Source organism: Paenibacillus sp. GCM10012306 (assembly GCF_042649265.1).
GTDB lineage: Bacteria > Bacillota > Bacilli > Paenibacillales > Paenibacillaceae > Paenibacillus_AQ.
In genome coordinates this window covers 318,018-334,269 of record NZ_JBHRYW010000003.1, presented here as the reverse complement: position 1 = coordinate 334,269, position 16,252 = coordinate 318,018, and the positions used below count along the sequence as shown (strand labels likewise).

Genomic DNA, 16,252 nt, shown 5'->3' with positions numbered 1-16,252 from the left:
CCCCTCTCTATGTAAAGATAAATCACAGTATAGATAATTTGTAACGATCAGTCAAGAAGTTGTTTACAGTCTCTAAGTTCTCTGCTACAGTTGAATTGCAATACCACATTATATCGGGAGAGGAAGTCGGAATATATGAAAATTGCAATTATTGGAGCCGGAAATATCGGTGGAAATCTTGCCCGTCGTCTTACCAAGCTAGGACATGAAGTCTCAATTGCCAATTCTCGCGCTCCTCACACCTTAACAGAACTCGCCGCAGAGACCGGTGCCACGCCTCAAGATGTTACGGAAGTTGCCCGTGGAGCCCAGTTGGTCATTGTCACGATTCCGCAAAAGAACATTCCTGATCTTCCCGAGGGTCTCTTCGATCACACTGCACCAGACGCTGTCATTATTGACACCGGTAATTATTATCCCCGTCAGCGTGACGGCCTCATTGCGGAGATCGAGGCTGGCTTGCCGGAGAGTCGCTGGGTCGAGCAGCACTTGAAACGCCCCATCAACAAAGTGTTCAATGGGATTACCGCTGCTAATCTGCTTGAACGCGGCGTGCCTGCTGGTTCACCCAACCGCATTGCCTTGCCAGTTGCCGGGGATGATCCCGCTGCCAAGACAATTGTGCTTCAACTTGTCGAAGAGCTAGGCTTTGACGCTATAGATGCTGGCGGACTGGACGAGTCCTGGCGTCAGCAGCCGGGTACACCGAGCTACCGGGAGCATGGTGCGGACAGTCTGCGCCAGGCCCTGGCCGAAGCCAGTCCTGAACGAATTGAAGATTATAAAGCCTGAGATCTAGATTTTCAACATAAGATGGATTATAATAACAGAAATGTGAAACGGATGAACGATGTTGACGAAGAGTAAGTACGCATCAGATGTTGAGGTCCAGAGAGTCGGTGGTCGCTGTGAACCGATCCTCACCTGATGCCGAATGGGCTTCTGAGTCGCTACGCTGAAACCTTAAGTAGGCGCTGCCGGGAGTCTCTCCCCGTTACCAAGAGAGGAGTATCGCAAGACCGCCTATTTATGGCGTCTTCCTGTACTTTTAGTGAACCGCTTGGTAGCGGTTAAAAAGGTGGTACCACGATAACCTCGTCCTTTACGGACGGGGTTTTTTGTATTTTTTAAAGGAGGTGATGTCCATGGACGATGGTTGGTGGTTCCCGAATTCCTGTTGCAAAAACCTATTATTGAGGAGGATTATTCATGAAAGAACGTATATTAACTGGAGACCGGATTACAGGGAAGCTCCATCTTGGACATTACGTCGGAAGTCTGAAGAACCGGGTAGATTTACAGCATCAATATGACACCTTTTTACTGCTTGCGGATGTGCAGGCCCTCACGACCCATTTCGAACAGCCGGAGCTAATTCAGCGGAACCTGCGTCAAGTGGCCATGGACTATTTGGCAGCGGGAATTGAGCCTGAGAAAGCTACCATTGTGGTACAGTCCTTGATTCCAGAGATTGCAGAATTGACAGCTTATTTCTCCATGTTCGTAACGGTGAACGCTTTGCGCCATAACCCTACAATCAAGGCAGAGGCATCAGAGCGCGGCTTTCAGGATATGTATTACGGATTCCTGGGGTATCCAGTGAGTCAGACCGCAGATATTGCCTTTTGCAAAGCATCATTGGTGCCGGTGGGTGAAGACCAGCTGCCCCATATTGAGCAGTCCCGCAAAATCGTCCGCCGCTTCAACCAGTTGTATAAGCCCGTGTTAATCGAACCTAAAGCCCTTGTGGGGGAGATCCCTCGTCTCGTCGGTCTGGATGGAAACAGCAAAATGAGCAAAAGTCTTGGAAATGCCATCTATCTGGACTCCACACCGGAGGAAATCAGCCTGCAGCTTCAAAAAGCGACTACGGACCCCGCCCGTATCCGCAAATCCGACCCCGGTCATCCTGACATCTGTCCAATCTACACTTATCATCAGGCCTTTCGCCCACAAGGGGCGCAGGAAATTCATGAAGACTGTACTAAAGGGCAAATGGGTTGCTCAGAGTGTAAAAGAAAGATTTTCACTGCCATCAATGACCTGCTGGAGCCGATGCGGGAGCGGCGTGTAACCTACCAGAATCATCCCAAGCGTGTAGATGAGATCATGATATCAGGCACGGAGACAGCACGCCTGACCGCCAAAGAAACGATGCTTGAGGTGCGCGAGGCGATGGGTATGAACTATTTTAAAGGTAAATAAATCGCCTGTTACAAAAAGGAGGTGCCTTGGGCTCCTCCTTTTTGTTGCATAATGCAGCTCTAATCAGGAATTATAAAAATGATGAAAATTGACAATTTCATTTTTTCATGCGATTATATCTCTGCCAGAGGTATTAAGCGAGGTGAACTAATAGATGAATAATGACCTTTCTGCCAATGGTGAACAAGCACCTGTGCAGCCAGTAATGACGCCAGAACCGGCGCATATGGAGCAGACGCCAACCGCATGGACGATCCTAGGTTTTCTCTCTCTGCAACCACGCAGCGGTTACGAAATTCGTGAAGCAGCCAAGCGATCCGCAGGGTTCTTCTGGGGCATCAGTGACGGGCAGTTATATCCTCAATTGAAAGTACTAGAGAAGCAAGAACTGATTCAGCCTTTCAACGGAGTCGAAGGCCCCAGATCCCGCCAGCGGTGGCAGCTAACCGAAAAAGGCCGCGCAGCACTGCGGGCCTGGTTGTCCACTTCCTCTGCCCATTTACACATCAGGGACGAGAATCTGGTTAAATTATTGTTCGCCAGTCAGGAAGATCCTGAACTGCTGCTAAACCTGATCAAGGAACGGCGTGATAGCTTTCAATGGTTCCTGAATACCATTCAGGAGGTACAGCCGGGAGCAAGCTGGGAATCATCTGAAGACACGTCTCCGTTGACCGTTCCCTTGCTACTGAAGCAATACGGGATGGAATTCGCCCGAACCGCCTTAGCCTGGTGTGACCAGGCCGAAGCCGTATTAACAGCAGCAACTCACACAGATTCTATCTCAAAAGAGGAGTGATCCTTATGTCAAGCAATGTACGCACAGGAAGCAAGAAACCATCGGCAGTGATGTTGACTCAGATCCTTTTATATCTCGCTGCGGTAGTGAATCTATTCAACGGTTTTTACTCCATCGGCAGCCAGCAGACCATGAAGGTTGTCCTTGCAGCCGTGATGATCATTTTTGGAATTGTAGCCTTGTGGGTAGCTAGCCGCCTGGGATATCCTGCACCTTCCCGCCGCCAGAATGCAGTCCTGCTTGCCTCTATATTAATCGTGCTTAGAATCGTTGAATATTTTGTCTGGCACAACTTAGGATTTCTTGTAGGCATCATCCTGCCCATCCTCGTTGTATGGAGACTCAATAAGACTGAAGCCAAAGAATGGTTCGGTTCACACTAAAGATTCAAAAGGAGTCCCAATAGCCTTTTAATAGGCTGCTGGGACTCCTTTTTCTTAGCTGCCGACTACCCTTCTCTTTCCTTGGTATCCGTATCTTCCTCTTCCGTCGTAGATACCGAAATATCCTCGCCGTATGCACCCATCGGGCTAAGCTTCAGCTGTACAATCCTTTTGGAGTGCCATGTTGATTCTGTCTGCTCGGTGATATACCCTTCGCCTTCGACGAAATCTTGACCTTCAGCAGATTGAGCACCTCCAGCGCATCACGCAGCGACTGTCCCCGGAGGTCAGGAATGGATGCCTGGTCGCCCTGCTGACTTAACAGATAGATCCGCTGTCCCGAAGCAAGTAGAGTGCCCGCCTCTGGATACTGGCTGACCACGTTGCTTCCACCTCCGACCGTTTCAAAGTCAAAGCCCTGATCAATCAGTGATTTTCTGGCCACCTGCACCATTTTTCCAGTAAGATCGGGTGTAGAGCGCTGCGCGGAATGTGCATTCTTGACGGACATGGAAACACTGTCTCCGTCGCCCGTTGTAACTTTTGGCACACCCATATAAGACAATACCTCGGATACGATCTCTTTAAACACCGGTCCCGCCGCAGCACCACCACCAGCAGCATTAGCAGGCTCGTCAATGCCGACATAGACCACAATCTTCGGATTATTAGCCGGTGCGAATCCGAGAAAGGACGAGTGCACCTTGTTACGGTCATACCCGCCCTTACCGTCAGGTTTAATCGCCGTACCGGTCTTGCCTGCTACCCTATAGCCTTCAATGTACGCACGACGGCCGGTTCCATGGTCCAGATCTGCAACGACCTGCTCCAGATAGCTGCTGGTTTCTCTGGCACTTTCCTCGGAAATAACCTGACGTACCACCTGCGACTGGGTTACGATAGTCTTGCCGGTATTGAGATCCGTGGTCTTCTTGACCACGTGCGGCACCATCAGTTTGCCGCCGTTCGCGATGGCCGAGATGGCGGTAAGCTGTTGAATCGGAGTAACAAGTACTTTGCCGTGCCCGTATGCGATCGTCGCGTTCTCCGAAGCATTGTTTGGTGTCGGATTGACGATTCCACTGATTTCGCCCGGCAGATCAATACCGGTAAGTTCGTTAAATCCGAAATCATTCACGTATTTCAGCAGCCTTTTCGGGCCGAGCATTTGATAGCCAAGCTTGACAAAGGCCACGTTACTTGAACGCTTAACACCCTCGAGGAAGGAGATTTCGCCATAGCCGCTTCTCTTCTGGTCAAACAGCGGCTTGCCGTACCCCTTAATGCGGATCGAACCGGACATGAAGGTTGCATTCGGATCGAACAATTTCTCTTCCACTGCTCCGGCAAGCGGTACAATCTTGAACGTAGAGCCTGGTTCAAATCTTGTTTTGATGGCATGGTTGAAGAATACCCCGGGATCGGAGGCATAATTCCAGAACTCATTTGGGTTAAAGGTCGGCATATTCGCCAGTCCCAATATTTCCATGGTGCTCGGATCCGCGGCAATTACCGTGATACTCTTGGGCTTATATTCTTTATAGGCCTTATGCATTGCCTGTTCGATAAAATACTGGATTGTGCTATCAATCGTCAGCTTAAAATCACTTCCATTGACCACCGGCTGGTAAGTATCCTCCGAGTTAGGCAGCTTAATGCCTTTGCCGTCGCTCTGGTAGAATAGCTTGCCATCCGCACCCTTAAGCTGCTTGTCAAAATACTTTTCGAACCCCATCACCGCATTGCCGTCGCGGTCTGTATAGCCCAAAATGTGTGCAGCCAGTGCTTGTTGCGGATAATAGCGCTTCTGCTCCCTAATCAGGCCGACGCCAGTCTCTGGAGTGTCATGTTCATCCTTCAGTTTCTCAATGAACTCATCGACCTTGTCACGTAGCTCCCGGTCTATTTTCCAGCCTTCATTACGAATCTCCCGGTTCTTCAGATACTTTCCGTTCTCGTCTTTAGCTTCCACGAGCGCCTTAAGCTCATCCTCAGGCTTCCCGAGCAGTTTATGCAGACCGGTGATAACTTCTTTCCCGATGCCGAGTGTGGCAATCGCAGCCGGATTGACCACTACCGTGTAGGCTGGCATATCGCTAGCCAGCACCTTGCCGTTGCGGTCCTCGATCGTGCCACGCACCGCTTTAATCACCGAGGTATGGGCCCATTGCTCTGCGGCCCTGGCTTGCCAGAAATCCCGGTCCAACACTTGAATCCAGAATACTCTGCCGAGCAAAGCAAGAAAAAAAAGGGTAATACACCCTCCTATTAACAACGTGCGAAGTTTTATTCTCTTCACCATAAGCAAACCCCACAAACATATATTTAAGTTCAATTCATAGATATGGACGTAACGCCAAAACAAGAGGACAGCCACGAGAGCAAAAACGACTACCGTCAGCATATATAGCAAATGCCCAGTATTCCATTTCGTTGGATTCCCCTGTCTTTCGATAAAGGCCATACTCTGAGCCTCTTCAATCGACTGGAACAGCTTGCTGCTTCGCTAAGAAGGAATATCTGCTACAGAGGGGTGAATTGGCATGCGCTATCCACGAGAAAAACGGCTGAGTGAGTTGTTTCCTGCTAGAATCAGATAATAGGATATGGACAAGATCTTCCTGTAGGTGTCAGAGAAACAAGTCTTGAGGTCAGTTGCAACGCCGATGGCCTGTCCGATTTGTTTCTAACGGGTAGGCTGCGCTATAGAAACTGCGCTAAAAGCGGGTGATCGGTAGAAGCCTCGGTTTTTAGCAGATTAGTTTGATAAATGATCGCCATAATGAACACCAGTCTCGTTACACATTGTACAATGTATATAAAGGTAACATCAACCATTTTTGAGAATATAATGTCACTACGCTATTTCGGGAACCTAGGCTCCATGTAATAGACAATTGGAGCATTGGTGTGAAGTCTCCATTTCTCTATAAGTGTTCATTCAGCTGAGGAACGCTAAGCCAGCATGGGGTTGTGCACAATACGAATGCTTACAGTTTTTGGGACAGGGTCGAACTACCAAAAAGAGTCACGTATTTCCGTCCAATCGCAGTAATATTCAGTATGGAAGGCATTGGGCTGCGCTAAAGCCTCTTTCATGCCAGGGATGCGACAAAAAGTCATGATTGTTTTTAGAGCTTTTGACATAAGGGGGTTCCTCATATTCCATTTTGTTAAAAATAACAATAGCCTTGATGGTTGGCACTGAAATCGGTAATGTTCTGGAGACTCTTGTTTTTGCCATTTCAAAGGTTATATAGATCTCTTAAGATTGTGCGTTAAAGTCTGGAATTGAAAGCGCCAACTCTTCTTTTGGTCTAATACCAGTATCCAAGGTCAAGAGAATTAGAGCAAAATCCCGCAGTCCAACAAAAGTATCCTTATTGGGAATTGTGAGCAACTTCATTATTATATCCTGATCTATATTTACATCTCGTCCTTCATCTTTACGTTTCTTAAGTGATTTCACAGGATTAGAGTCAATCAACTCTTGTTCTACGCACCAATTTAGAAACGTCCTCAAATACACTAGGTGATTGTTATAGGTGCATGGCTTAATACCTTATAGTTCTAGATATTCAAACAGGTTGTTTTAAGATAATCCATTGTCTCAAACGAGTTTCTGTACCGCTTGAAGAAGAGCATCACATGCTGCTCATAATCCTTCCCTGTTTGTTCACTGACACCCTGTGCTTTCTTCCAAAATAAAAATTGCGTCAATGTCTCTGTCCAAAATACTGCCTTGGTGTTCTTAATTTTTGTATTTCTAACCATAATAAAAACTCCTCTCCAGAACTTGTGATTAGACAAGCACTGAAAAGGAGTATTATCGTCTTGGTCCTGTGTGTTGGAATGTAATTCCTAGATACACAGAATCTTTAGCTTTTGACGGAAGCTTTTTTAAAGGCTACATTCGTAAACCCTTATAAATCAAGGGGGCCGAGAACCGGGATCGAACCGGTACGGTAGTCACCTACCTCAGGATTTTAAGTCTTGAAGTAGCCCTCTTAGTCCCTTTTCTACACTACGGGAAGATCGAGTATAAAGCCTCTAGCCATGCGGGTTAAAGGCTTTTTTTGTGTTCCATACACTCTGCGTTCAGAGATTTGGATATGCAGCCATGTTAGCAAAAATGTTAGCAAAATGAAGGTCAGGAGTTAAATTTGCTTCTTCACTGAAAATGTACCTATTTTCAATCGGCAGAGATAACTCAAGCCTCTATTTTGGGTTTAGAAACTGTCTAACTACTTTTAAAACTCATTTAAATCTTATTCATATCAATTTGATAGCCTACACTCTTCATTTCTCTAGCTAAGGCTATGGTCCATGCACCATGAGTATCCATATCAATATATACAACACCTGAGATATCATTAGGTTTTTCAATTTGTCCCTTCACTAATGCACATACATTTTCTCGCCCTATTTTTCCAATGAGGTATCCATGCTCGAAAACAACATTTTGCCTTGCCCTTGATTTTAAATCTTGCTCATCTTTAGACTTTCCAACATCACATGAGGTATATAAAACAATTGCGAATCCAACATTGGAATGCTCTTCAATTTTTTCAATAATTGTCTTTCCTTTACTCGCCTGTTCATGTAAAATAATCGCTTCTAAACCTAACTTCTCAACAAATCGTGCTGTTGTATATTTAGCCTCATTATCATGACCATGTACAATAAAAACTTTTGTAGTATCCAATATTATCTCCTCTTTACATTTTATTATTTCAGAACCTTCCAACATATATTTTCTATTATTAACCAAAATGCTTATCTCGGTTTTTTGAACCTTAATCACAAATAAGTGTTTATTTTTATTAATTAGAACCTCGTAATTGATATCAGGTTTAAACGATAATAACTTCAGGGCATTATCAACTATATTTTGAAAATTAAATGTTGGGCTAATTCCATTCAAATGAAATTTTTGATCCTCATACGTAGCACCAATAATAATATAACCAGTTTCTGTATTTGCCAAGGCACATATATATGTTGCAATAGCACTAGGTTTTAATTGAAATTCTCTACAGATAAGATTGGTATTACTTTTATTTGTTAGTATTTCTTCAATATCGATTGCTAAGGACATTTTTCAGCACCTATCGAATTTTTCTTAGTGGGATTTTATTTATACCAGTCGTTTTTAGTATTTTTCCAAATGTTATCTTTTCAGGATCATCCTCTCCATTTTCAACCCATATCTCCCAATCTTTTTCATAATCAAGTACATCTCTTTCTGTGTCATAATAAATTATTATTTGGCCATAATCCGACGGTCTGGTTATAAGATATATTTCCTCGTCATTTTTCGATATCAAAAAAATCGTTTTATCGATTGGGATGATATTATCTAAATTATATTCTTTTTTGGTTTTTAAGTATTCAATAATTCGATCTTTTGATCTATTTAATATTTTTTGAACATAGTTATATTTTATAGCATCCCTATCAGATGTATGGATGAAATTATCAGCGAATGAGCTGTTCTCAAATGCTTTTTCCAATCCTTCATCCGAGAATATTCCAGATTGAATTAGAAGTTCCTCTGTTATTCTATGCTTTTCATCGATTAAATTACTTTCTACTTTAGATTGAGCTAATAGTTTGTCTAAAGCTCCCTCATCCTTAAGCCCATATTTCCCCAATATTTTATCGAACTTTTCGGCTTTATCCATATTATCAGCAATCTCTTCATCATCTATTAGCTTATGTTTGTTTTTATGAATTTCAGGAAACATCTTTTTAGCCTTTTCTTTATTTTCGTTAAACCATATATATAATTTTCTAAATAATAGTTTGGTATCCGGATTTCTAGGAAATTCGTTTAATCTTTTTATTAACATGGTAGATATTTGATCTGCTATATCCTGTTCATTCTTAACTCTGGTATCTGGTAATATATCGAAGAAAATATTTAAGTCAAGCAGTTCTTTTCGGAAATCATAACCTAATTCAGCAGAAATTTTTTTTAAGATCTCATCAATTCCACCAGCATCTAAATACAAATCGACTATTGTGATAAATTCACCCTTTTGATTAGGAAGAATAGGATTAGAACTATCGTTTAAAAAATCAACATAATTGTTCTTTACATATGAAATAAACCCATCTAACCAATTTAGAGTCTGAAGATCATTTTCCAATTTTAAATGTACGGTTAATGCTGGAACGCTCTCTGTTCTCGATATCACCTGTGCGATCCAACCGATTTGTTTTTTATCGACTTCTTTCCAGATACTTTCAGACCACTTATATATTTTTTTCTTTTCGTTTATCTCATTTGGATAGACTGCCTTACAAAATTGATAGATCAATTCTCTTTTTTCTGGAAAATCGACCGCATCTGAAAATAAAGTCACCAAATAGTTGCATGCTTTTGAGATCTTTTCGCGTTTACCCTCTCTAATGATCTTGTTTATTTCTTCTATCATGTCTTCTTGCCGTTTAACCTTATACTTGAGTTGGCCAGTATATATTTTACATTTTATTAAGTAGTCCCGAGTATCAATTCCTAGAAGTTCCATTACATTCTTTAGTTCTTCCTCTATATTATCATCAATATTTAGTTCTGACTTTTTCTTAAATATCCCTTTCTGGTTAGGGATAACTGAAAACACATCGTTATTCACATCATTCAAACAAGACTGATCTAAATTTAATATCTCATAATAAGAATTTAGCCAATCGATTGGGCTAATTCCTTTAACAAGCATTTTCTCCAAACTTGCCAAATCAAGTCTCTTTTGGATCGAGTTAGATATCACATTCGATGTAAGCTTACTTATTTCAAGCCAAGAAAGCTCATTCCACAAATCAACATGAGCCTTCCGTGGCAACATCGACGGAATCCATTGATATGCTAGATCCCAAATTTTTTTTCTTAAATCTTCAGAAGAAGCTGATGGAAACCATACATTTGCTGTTCCATCCCCACGAAGAATAGTAATTCTTTTATTATCTTCAGTATCTACTATTGGAGTATTCAGTATTTTTGTTTTAATAGGTTGAATCACTTCATTGTTAAACCATTCCTTAGAAATCCACGATTTTTCATTCTGTGTCGGAATCTTTGCAAGAATATGAATATTTCCCCAGTTCTCTCTTGAGGCATGTTCCAACAGAACACTGTAGAGTTTAACAGCTTTGAGTATTATAGATTTATTCTCCTCGATCTTTCCCCCAGAACGATCAGTAAGATATATTCCATTCCTCGGTTCATTTGGATTAAAGTTCGCACTGTTAACAATAACAGGAAATGAAAAATCTTCAGTACCGACTAAAGGAAAATCACAAAATAGTCTTGGAATTAATGGATTAAACTCTTTTAGAAATATTCTATCATTAATAAATTCAATCTCGACAGCTATAGAAACATCGTTTTCGTTTAAAACCACAATCAAAGTCTCGGCTTTATCCCCATTCATGGTTTTGACCACTTTGTAAACATTAATATTATCAGTTAATTCACGGATATCTGGTGATAACTCATAATCAACATTCTCATCGACTATTTTCACGGATTCTATCTCGGGTAAAAAGATTAGTGTGTAGGTTAAGGCAGTATGAAGGTCATTAATCCCTTTCTTTGCTACTTGCTCACCATTCTCGTCCAAAACATACCTAAACACAGTATTATATTCATTCGGTGAGTAACCATCAAATGGAGGTTGTAGATCAATCCCTTCAAGTGAACGGTGTGAGTTATTTACTGAGCTGATAATTTCGTGAATATTAGTACCGCTACGATCAAGTTGTATCTTAAATTTTCTATAGGGTTCATCCACTTCCTTTAAGATACCCTCAATTTCAACTTTTTCGGAAAGCAAGTGTGTCGTTAGAAAACCTGTGCCAAATTTTCCTGTTGTTTTTTTCTTTACATTTTCCTGAGTTGACCTTTCTTTTGTAGAGACTTGTTCTATTAAAAAGGTTACATTATCAGTTGTAAATGGTTTCCCCCTATGTTTAAATTCAACAATTTTGTCTCCGAATTCTTCTTTAAAATCAATTTGAACTTTAAGCTTGCTGTTATCATGGGCTACATCCTTTGCATTCTGTAATAATTCCCATATCCAGCGTCTTGAAGAATCCTCATTTTCATCAAATCTCAATTTATCCATCAAGTCTAGAATCTTTGTTGCAATGGCATGACTATATACTTTTTCTTTAGAATGCTTAATTTTAGAATTATAGGACATATAATTTTCCCCACTCTCATTAAGTAAATCAGTATTCTTGAATGATTTCTAAAAAACAGCAGATTTGATCTACTTACTTTCCGTTCTGCTATTAATATTTAGGATGGCTCTATTACAACACTTATAGATAATCTGAGCTTAATATTATTGACTTATCACTATTTAAGATAAAATCAACATTGTGAGCCACCTGATAATTCCAATTACTTGGAATTGAGCCTGTTGCTAGTTCATACCCAGCAGCGTCAATCCATGTTATTTTATCACCAGTATTTATAGGTAATACTCTCCACTGTTTGCAAGAACTTTTTAAGACTCTATCATTAACTTCTACTTTCATTTCTTTAGCTATAAGAAGATTACTTTTATTTAAGCTAGAATATTGACTCTCTGCCCATGATCTAATACTAGAAGCATTTAATAATTCTTCATCTAGCTCAGAACTTTTATCATAATAATATGATTCAGCTCTTTTTTCAGCTTCAATGCGTGTGTTGTCAATACCATGAGCAAGAAAATAAGCTGCGACTGGATCAAGTGTACCCCAAACTATAAGTTCCTTTAACCAAAATACGATCCAAGGTAATTCTAAGTTTGGCCATTCCTGAATTGTTGTCGCTCTCAACGTCCCCTCATTTGCAGAGTCCATTGATAAAGAAATCACACTTCCGAGTCCCCAATTAAATAAGTACTCAAACTTCTGTTTGATAAACTTAATCCATTTTGAAATCTCATTGTTTTTCGGATGACTTGTAGCACTACTTGGATGGAGCCACCAATGCAATATTTGTTTCCATTCTTTAAATGACGTTCTGGAACCTATCCCATTCGGTATCTTGAATTTTTCAAGATTTGTTATTACTTCAACTGAATTAAAAATAAAACTTAGTTTTTCATCAACCGACCATACCGCATATTTATCACCCATTTTTAATTGAGCAATTATATCATTGTGCTGATGTATTAACTGTTTACCATACCTAGGTGATAAACTGGTACGATAAAGTTTTCTTCGATATGAAGGATCTTGATAAACATGATCAATTATAGCTCCACCTCGGCGATAGAAAATCTTTTCCATCCATATATTCTCGTTTTTGGAGTTTGTATAATAAGTATACATTTTGATCCATAATTCTTTTAGATGATTTTCAAGTTCAGCGCGGGTCAACACTTCTGATTTCCGTTGCTCGTATTCAACTATTATTGAAAGTAGTAAACCATCTAATGTATCTAAAGAATTTTCAGCATCAATTGCATTCATGTTTTCAATTATGTCTGATGGGATTGTAGTTTCTAACCAGTTCCAAAACTGTTCAATAGAATTTGCGCCAGAAAGAATCTCCCATTGAGTAGCTAAATATTTAAGTAACTCTGCCAGAGGACTTTTGCTTTTTTTAGTTCCCATATCGTCTATATGTGATTCTGATAATTCCTGAATCACACTAAAATATGCACTACGTACATTTTGAACACTCCAATCAGAGGAAGCACTTTCCAACATAATAAGACTTCGTCCCTCCGTCCCCCAACCAGGGCGTCCAGCCCGTCCTATCAAGTTTTTAAATTCAGAAGTATTTAGGGGCTTACCATTTCTCATTATCGTTGGTATAAGTACTGTTTCAAAAGGTAGATTCACCCCTTCTGAGAGTGTAGATGTAGCTAATGAAAGAAAAACTATACGTTTTTCAATTACTTCAATTAACAATCTAGCCATCCGGCCTGGCATATTTCCATGGTGTACAACAATTCCTTTTTCTAGTAATTTATATTCGTCTGAGTTCTTTCCAAAGTAATCCTCGCAAGATAATAAACATTTTTCCCATAAACTCTTTCTAGGCGGATCACTAGGAGTATTGAATACCATTTCTTCAATTCTATTTTTTAAAATCACCTCGAAAAAATAGACAAAATCTTCAGCATAACCACTAATGTTTTGTGTAATTGAAATCAACACCGAATGCTGGTTTCCTAAATCATCGGGCTTAATTAATTGTAAAGCTGCCCAAAATAACAATGGACGCTGACGTTTATCTACACCCTTTGAGGTATACTTCTTCGGTAGTTCATCATAACCTAAAGGGAAACTATCAAATGGGTTCTGGATAAATGGAACGTTATCTATATCTTCTTCTTCTGCAAAACTTAAATCATTACCATTTAATAAATCGTATCGAATTTCATATTTTCCAGTTTTATACCATTCTAAACGACCAATCAATTGTCGAGTACTTTTATATGGAGTAATCTCAGGTGCTGAATTCAAAGAACTAGATATCCAATCAGACAGCGCCTGATTCCCCTGTTCTGCAACTGCAGACAAAGCGATTACTTTTCTTTTTTCTGAATTATTGATCAACCGATTCGCTAATGTCTCTAACCTCAAACCTCTATTATCAGCAGTGACTAAGGTTTTATAATCCCCATTAAATTGAACCGCGTGAGCTTCATCAATTACTACAAGTTCTAGTCTATTTATAAATAAAGGTCCTAGAAATCTTAAAAGGGCTTCACCTTTTTCATAAGTACATATTAAAACAGTAGGACTATCTGAAGTAACCCACGCATCAGTCGGCCCCCAATCTGTACCACCATACAAACCTGTTACTTGAATAGGACGACTACCTAAATTATTTAGCACACGAGATAATTTTGACTCGACCTCAGTAGCTAGAGCCCTTGAAGGAACTAAGTACATAGCTATGGGATATACCCCAGTGAGTTCAGTGAGTGATTTATTATCAGATTTGAATAAACTCTGAATTATCGCAAGTTCTGCAATAGTCGTTTTCCCCGATCCTGTTGGGGTACAAAGCGCAAATGATTTATCCGTCTTTAAACGATCAATACCTTTAATTTGAGAACTCCATGCTATGGATTTCCCACTGATAAAGTTGTTTCGAAGATATCTTTGAAAAGCTTCTACCCCTATCGGGGTCGAACCTAAAGATAGACTTTCAGTATGATTCCGTAGAGAATTATCGTTAAATTCCATAATGACTTCAGCACTTAACTTAGCAACTAACCATGAATATGAATCTGTTCCGTCAACCATTACCTTTGAAAGAGCAATGAACTTATTATTTGCTTTTTCTAAACGAGTATCTTCCCCCCATCTCATATACGAGGCTATAACTCCCAACGCCCTAATCGTTTCATCAATTATCTTTGTATTATAAGTGATTGTTTGAGTCTCTTTGGTTTGGAATCTTTTTTCCCAATAATCTAGTATGTATGAAATTAGTTCTGGAAAATTAGCTTTTAAAAACGAACCAAGAATTCGTGATTCATTATTTTCGCCCAAATCTTTGTTCAATAGTCCCAGCGAAAGTGCTGGGTATCCGGCCAATTGATAAGCAGAAGCCGACAACAAACGAAGGGGTAAGTTAGATTGATTAATTGCAGGATAAGACAACCATTCCAATATTTCACCTGCGCGCATTAATAAATCTCTCCATTTCTTCCCACTAAGTTCCCGCTCGTATAATCCAGCATCAATTAAATGAACTGCATCATCTAAACGATCTTTGAACTCCTGCGTGCCATACCACCCCTTAAGACTAGGCTGATTCATCTTAAGTCTCGTAAATTGGCTATATAGCTTAGCAATAGCTGAAGGAAGAATTGATATTTGCTCCACTAGATCACTGTAGTGATTTGCTTCTGCTTGGCCGTTATCTTCCATTGTTAATTTTCCTTTCCGTAAACCATTTTTATCAATTCTTCAACATCAGATAAATGTATTTCAACAGCTTCCAAATTTCTTTTTCCGGTATATTTAACATGTGGTACATCCAAAGCCATCCAGGTTGTTTTGTTTTTAGGTTTTTTTGGGGATGAACCACATATGTAACTAACAAGATCGTATCTCTCACAGTCTTTTTCCATATTCACCCGTAATTTGCGTAAAGCATCTATCCATTTTAATGCGTCGTCATCATCGTAATCACGCAATATTTCAATTAATCTTCTTATTTCTACAGGGATGGAGTTTTTACTACTTATCTTTTCATGGGCATCACTGATTAAAGTTGATGAATGACTAGCTGTACATTTCGCCTCACAAAAAAGAACTTTTATTATTTTTTCATTTTCCATTACAAATGCTAGGCAATCATCACCGGTTCTACCGGGAATAGCACTAATCATTTCTCCTGTCATCATTAACATCTCTAACTGGTCAAATGCTATTTCATGATACCTAAAAGAAAATGCCGGCACCCTCCAAGATTGTTCGTTAAATGGAGAGAAATTTTCTGCAATTATGCCAGCAAAAATTTCACCAAAATATCCTTTTAGCGTGGTAATATCAAACACTTCCGGATATCCAAATGTTGGATCATATATATCATTCTGATCATTCTCTATCGGATCTAAAGAAATTTCAAAAGCTTTCCTTAAGCGAAGCCTTGCATCTTCATGAGCTTCATGCACCATCTGCGTTAATGTGCCAATCACTTGTGTTCTAGCAGCCCAATTCTCTTTTAGCAAAAGGTGCCTGTAAGATTTATCATCTGATTCGTTTAAAGTATTATTTAACCAATCATTTATAGTCTGCAAACTAAGTGACTTGATCATTTTTTTGGCTCCTTGTTTATAAGGGTACTACTAATTAGCTTTGCATCTCGTCTTAAAAAGCGTAGTTGAATCAAGACCGGCTT

Annotated in this window: 11 protein-coding genes and 1 other annotated feature; of the genes, 4 read left to right on the top strand and 7 right to left on the bottom strand. The window is 40.2% G+C overall.

Annotation, left to right across the window (positions count from 1 at the left end; translation table 11 throughout):
• The first annotated feature begins 90 nt into the window (after positions 1-90).
• The 4 genes from ACFORK_RS08840 to ACFORK_RS08825 all read left to right on the top strand — a co-directional run bounded on the left by ACFORK_RS08840 (position 91) and on the right by ACFORK_RS08825 (position 3,387).
• Entirely contained in the window at positions 91-792 is a 702-nt protein-coding gene (locus ACFORK_RS08840; protein WP_379197786.1) for an NADPH-dependent F420 reductase, read from the top strand.
• Positions 793-844: 52 nt separating this feature from the next.
• Positions 845-1,106 (top strand) — a binding site (T-box leader).
• Between the two features lie 103 nt (positions 1,107-1,209).
• Positions 1,210-2,205 (top strand): tryptophan--tRNA ligase, encoded by a 996-nt coding sequence (gene trpS / locus ACFORK_RS08835; protein WP_379197784.1) that lies wholly within the window; start codon positions 1,210-1,212, stop codon positions 2,203-2,205.
• A 154-nt stretch (positions 2,206-2,359) separates the two neighbouring features.
• Complete coding sequence (locus tag ACFORK_RS08830; protein ID WP_379197782.1) at positions 2,360-3,004, top strand: PadR family transcriptional regulator; 645 nt, start codon at positions 2,360-2,362, stop codon at positions 3,002-3,004.
• Positions 3,005-3,009: 5 nt separating this feature from the next.
• A complete protein-coding gene (locus ACFORK_RS08825) occupies positions 3,010-3,387 on the top strand; it encodes a hypothetical protein (protein WP_379197780.1) in 378 nt (125 codons plus the stop codon).
• Between the two features lie 154 nt (positions 3,388-3,541).
• Here the strand turns inward: ACFORK_RS08825 and ACFORK_RS08820 are convergent, their stop codons facing one another.
• From ACFORK_RS08820 to ACFORK_RS08790, 7 genes are all read right to left on the bottom strand, one after another.
• Positions 3,542-5,623, bottom strand: a complete 2,082-nt coding sequence (locus tag ACFORK_RS08820; RefSeq protein WP_379197778.1) for a penicillin-binding transpeptidase domain-containing protein — start codon at positions 5,621-5,623, stop codon at positions 3,542-3,544.
• Positions 5,624-6,652: 1,029 nt separating this feature from the next.
• Positions 6,653-6,856 (bottom strand): hypothetical protein, encoded by a 204-nt coding sequence (locus ACFORK_RS08815; RefSeq protein WP_379197776.1) that lies wholly within the window; start codon positions 6,854-6,856, stop codon positions 6,653-6,655.
• Between the two features lie 101 nt (positions 6,857-6,957).
• The gene (locus ACFORK_RS08810) at positions 6,958-7,161 is read right to left on the bottom strand and encodes a hypothetical protein (RefSeq protein WP_379197774.1); all 204 of its coding nucleotides are present in this window, start codon (positions 7,159-7,161) and stop codon (positions 6,958-6,960) included.
• Positions 7,162-7,648: 487 nt separating this feature from the next.
• Positions 7,649-8,485, bottom strand: coding sequence for a TIR domain-containing protein (locus ACFORK_RS08805; RefSeq protein WP_379197772.1), 837 nt, complete (start codon positions 8,483-8,485; stop codon positions 7,649-7,651).
• Between the two features lie 10 nt (positions 8,486-8,495).
• Positions 8,496-11,591 carry a sacsin N-terminal ATP-binding-like domain-containing protein gene (locus ACFORK_RS08800; RefSeq protein ID WP_379197770.1) on the bottom strand — a complete coding sequence of 1,032 codons (3,096 nt, stop codon included), beginning with the start codon at positions 11,589-11,591 and terminating at the stop codon, positions 8,496-8,498.
• Positions 11,592-11,712: 121 nt separating this feature from the next.
• Entirely contained in the window at positions 11,713-15,276 is a 3,564-nt protein-coding gene (locus tag ACFORK_RS08795) for a DEAD/DEAH box helicase (RefSeq protein WP_379197768.1), read from the bottom strand.
• Positions 15,277-15,278: 2 nt separating this feature from the next.
• Entirely contained in the window at positions 15,279-16,169 is an 891-nt protein-coding gene (locus ACFORK_RS08790; RefSeq protein WP_379197766.1) for a hypothetical protein, read from the bottom strand.
• Positions 16,170-16,252 lie beyond the last annotated feature (83 nt).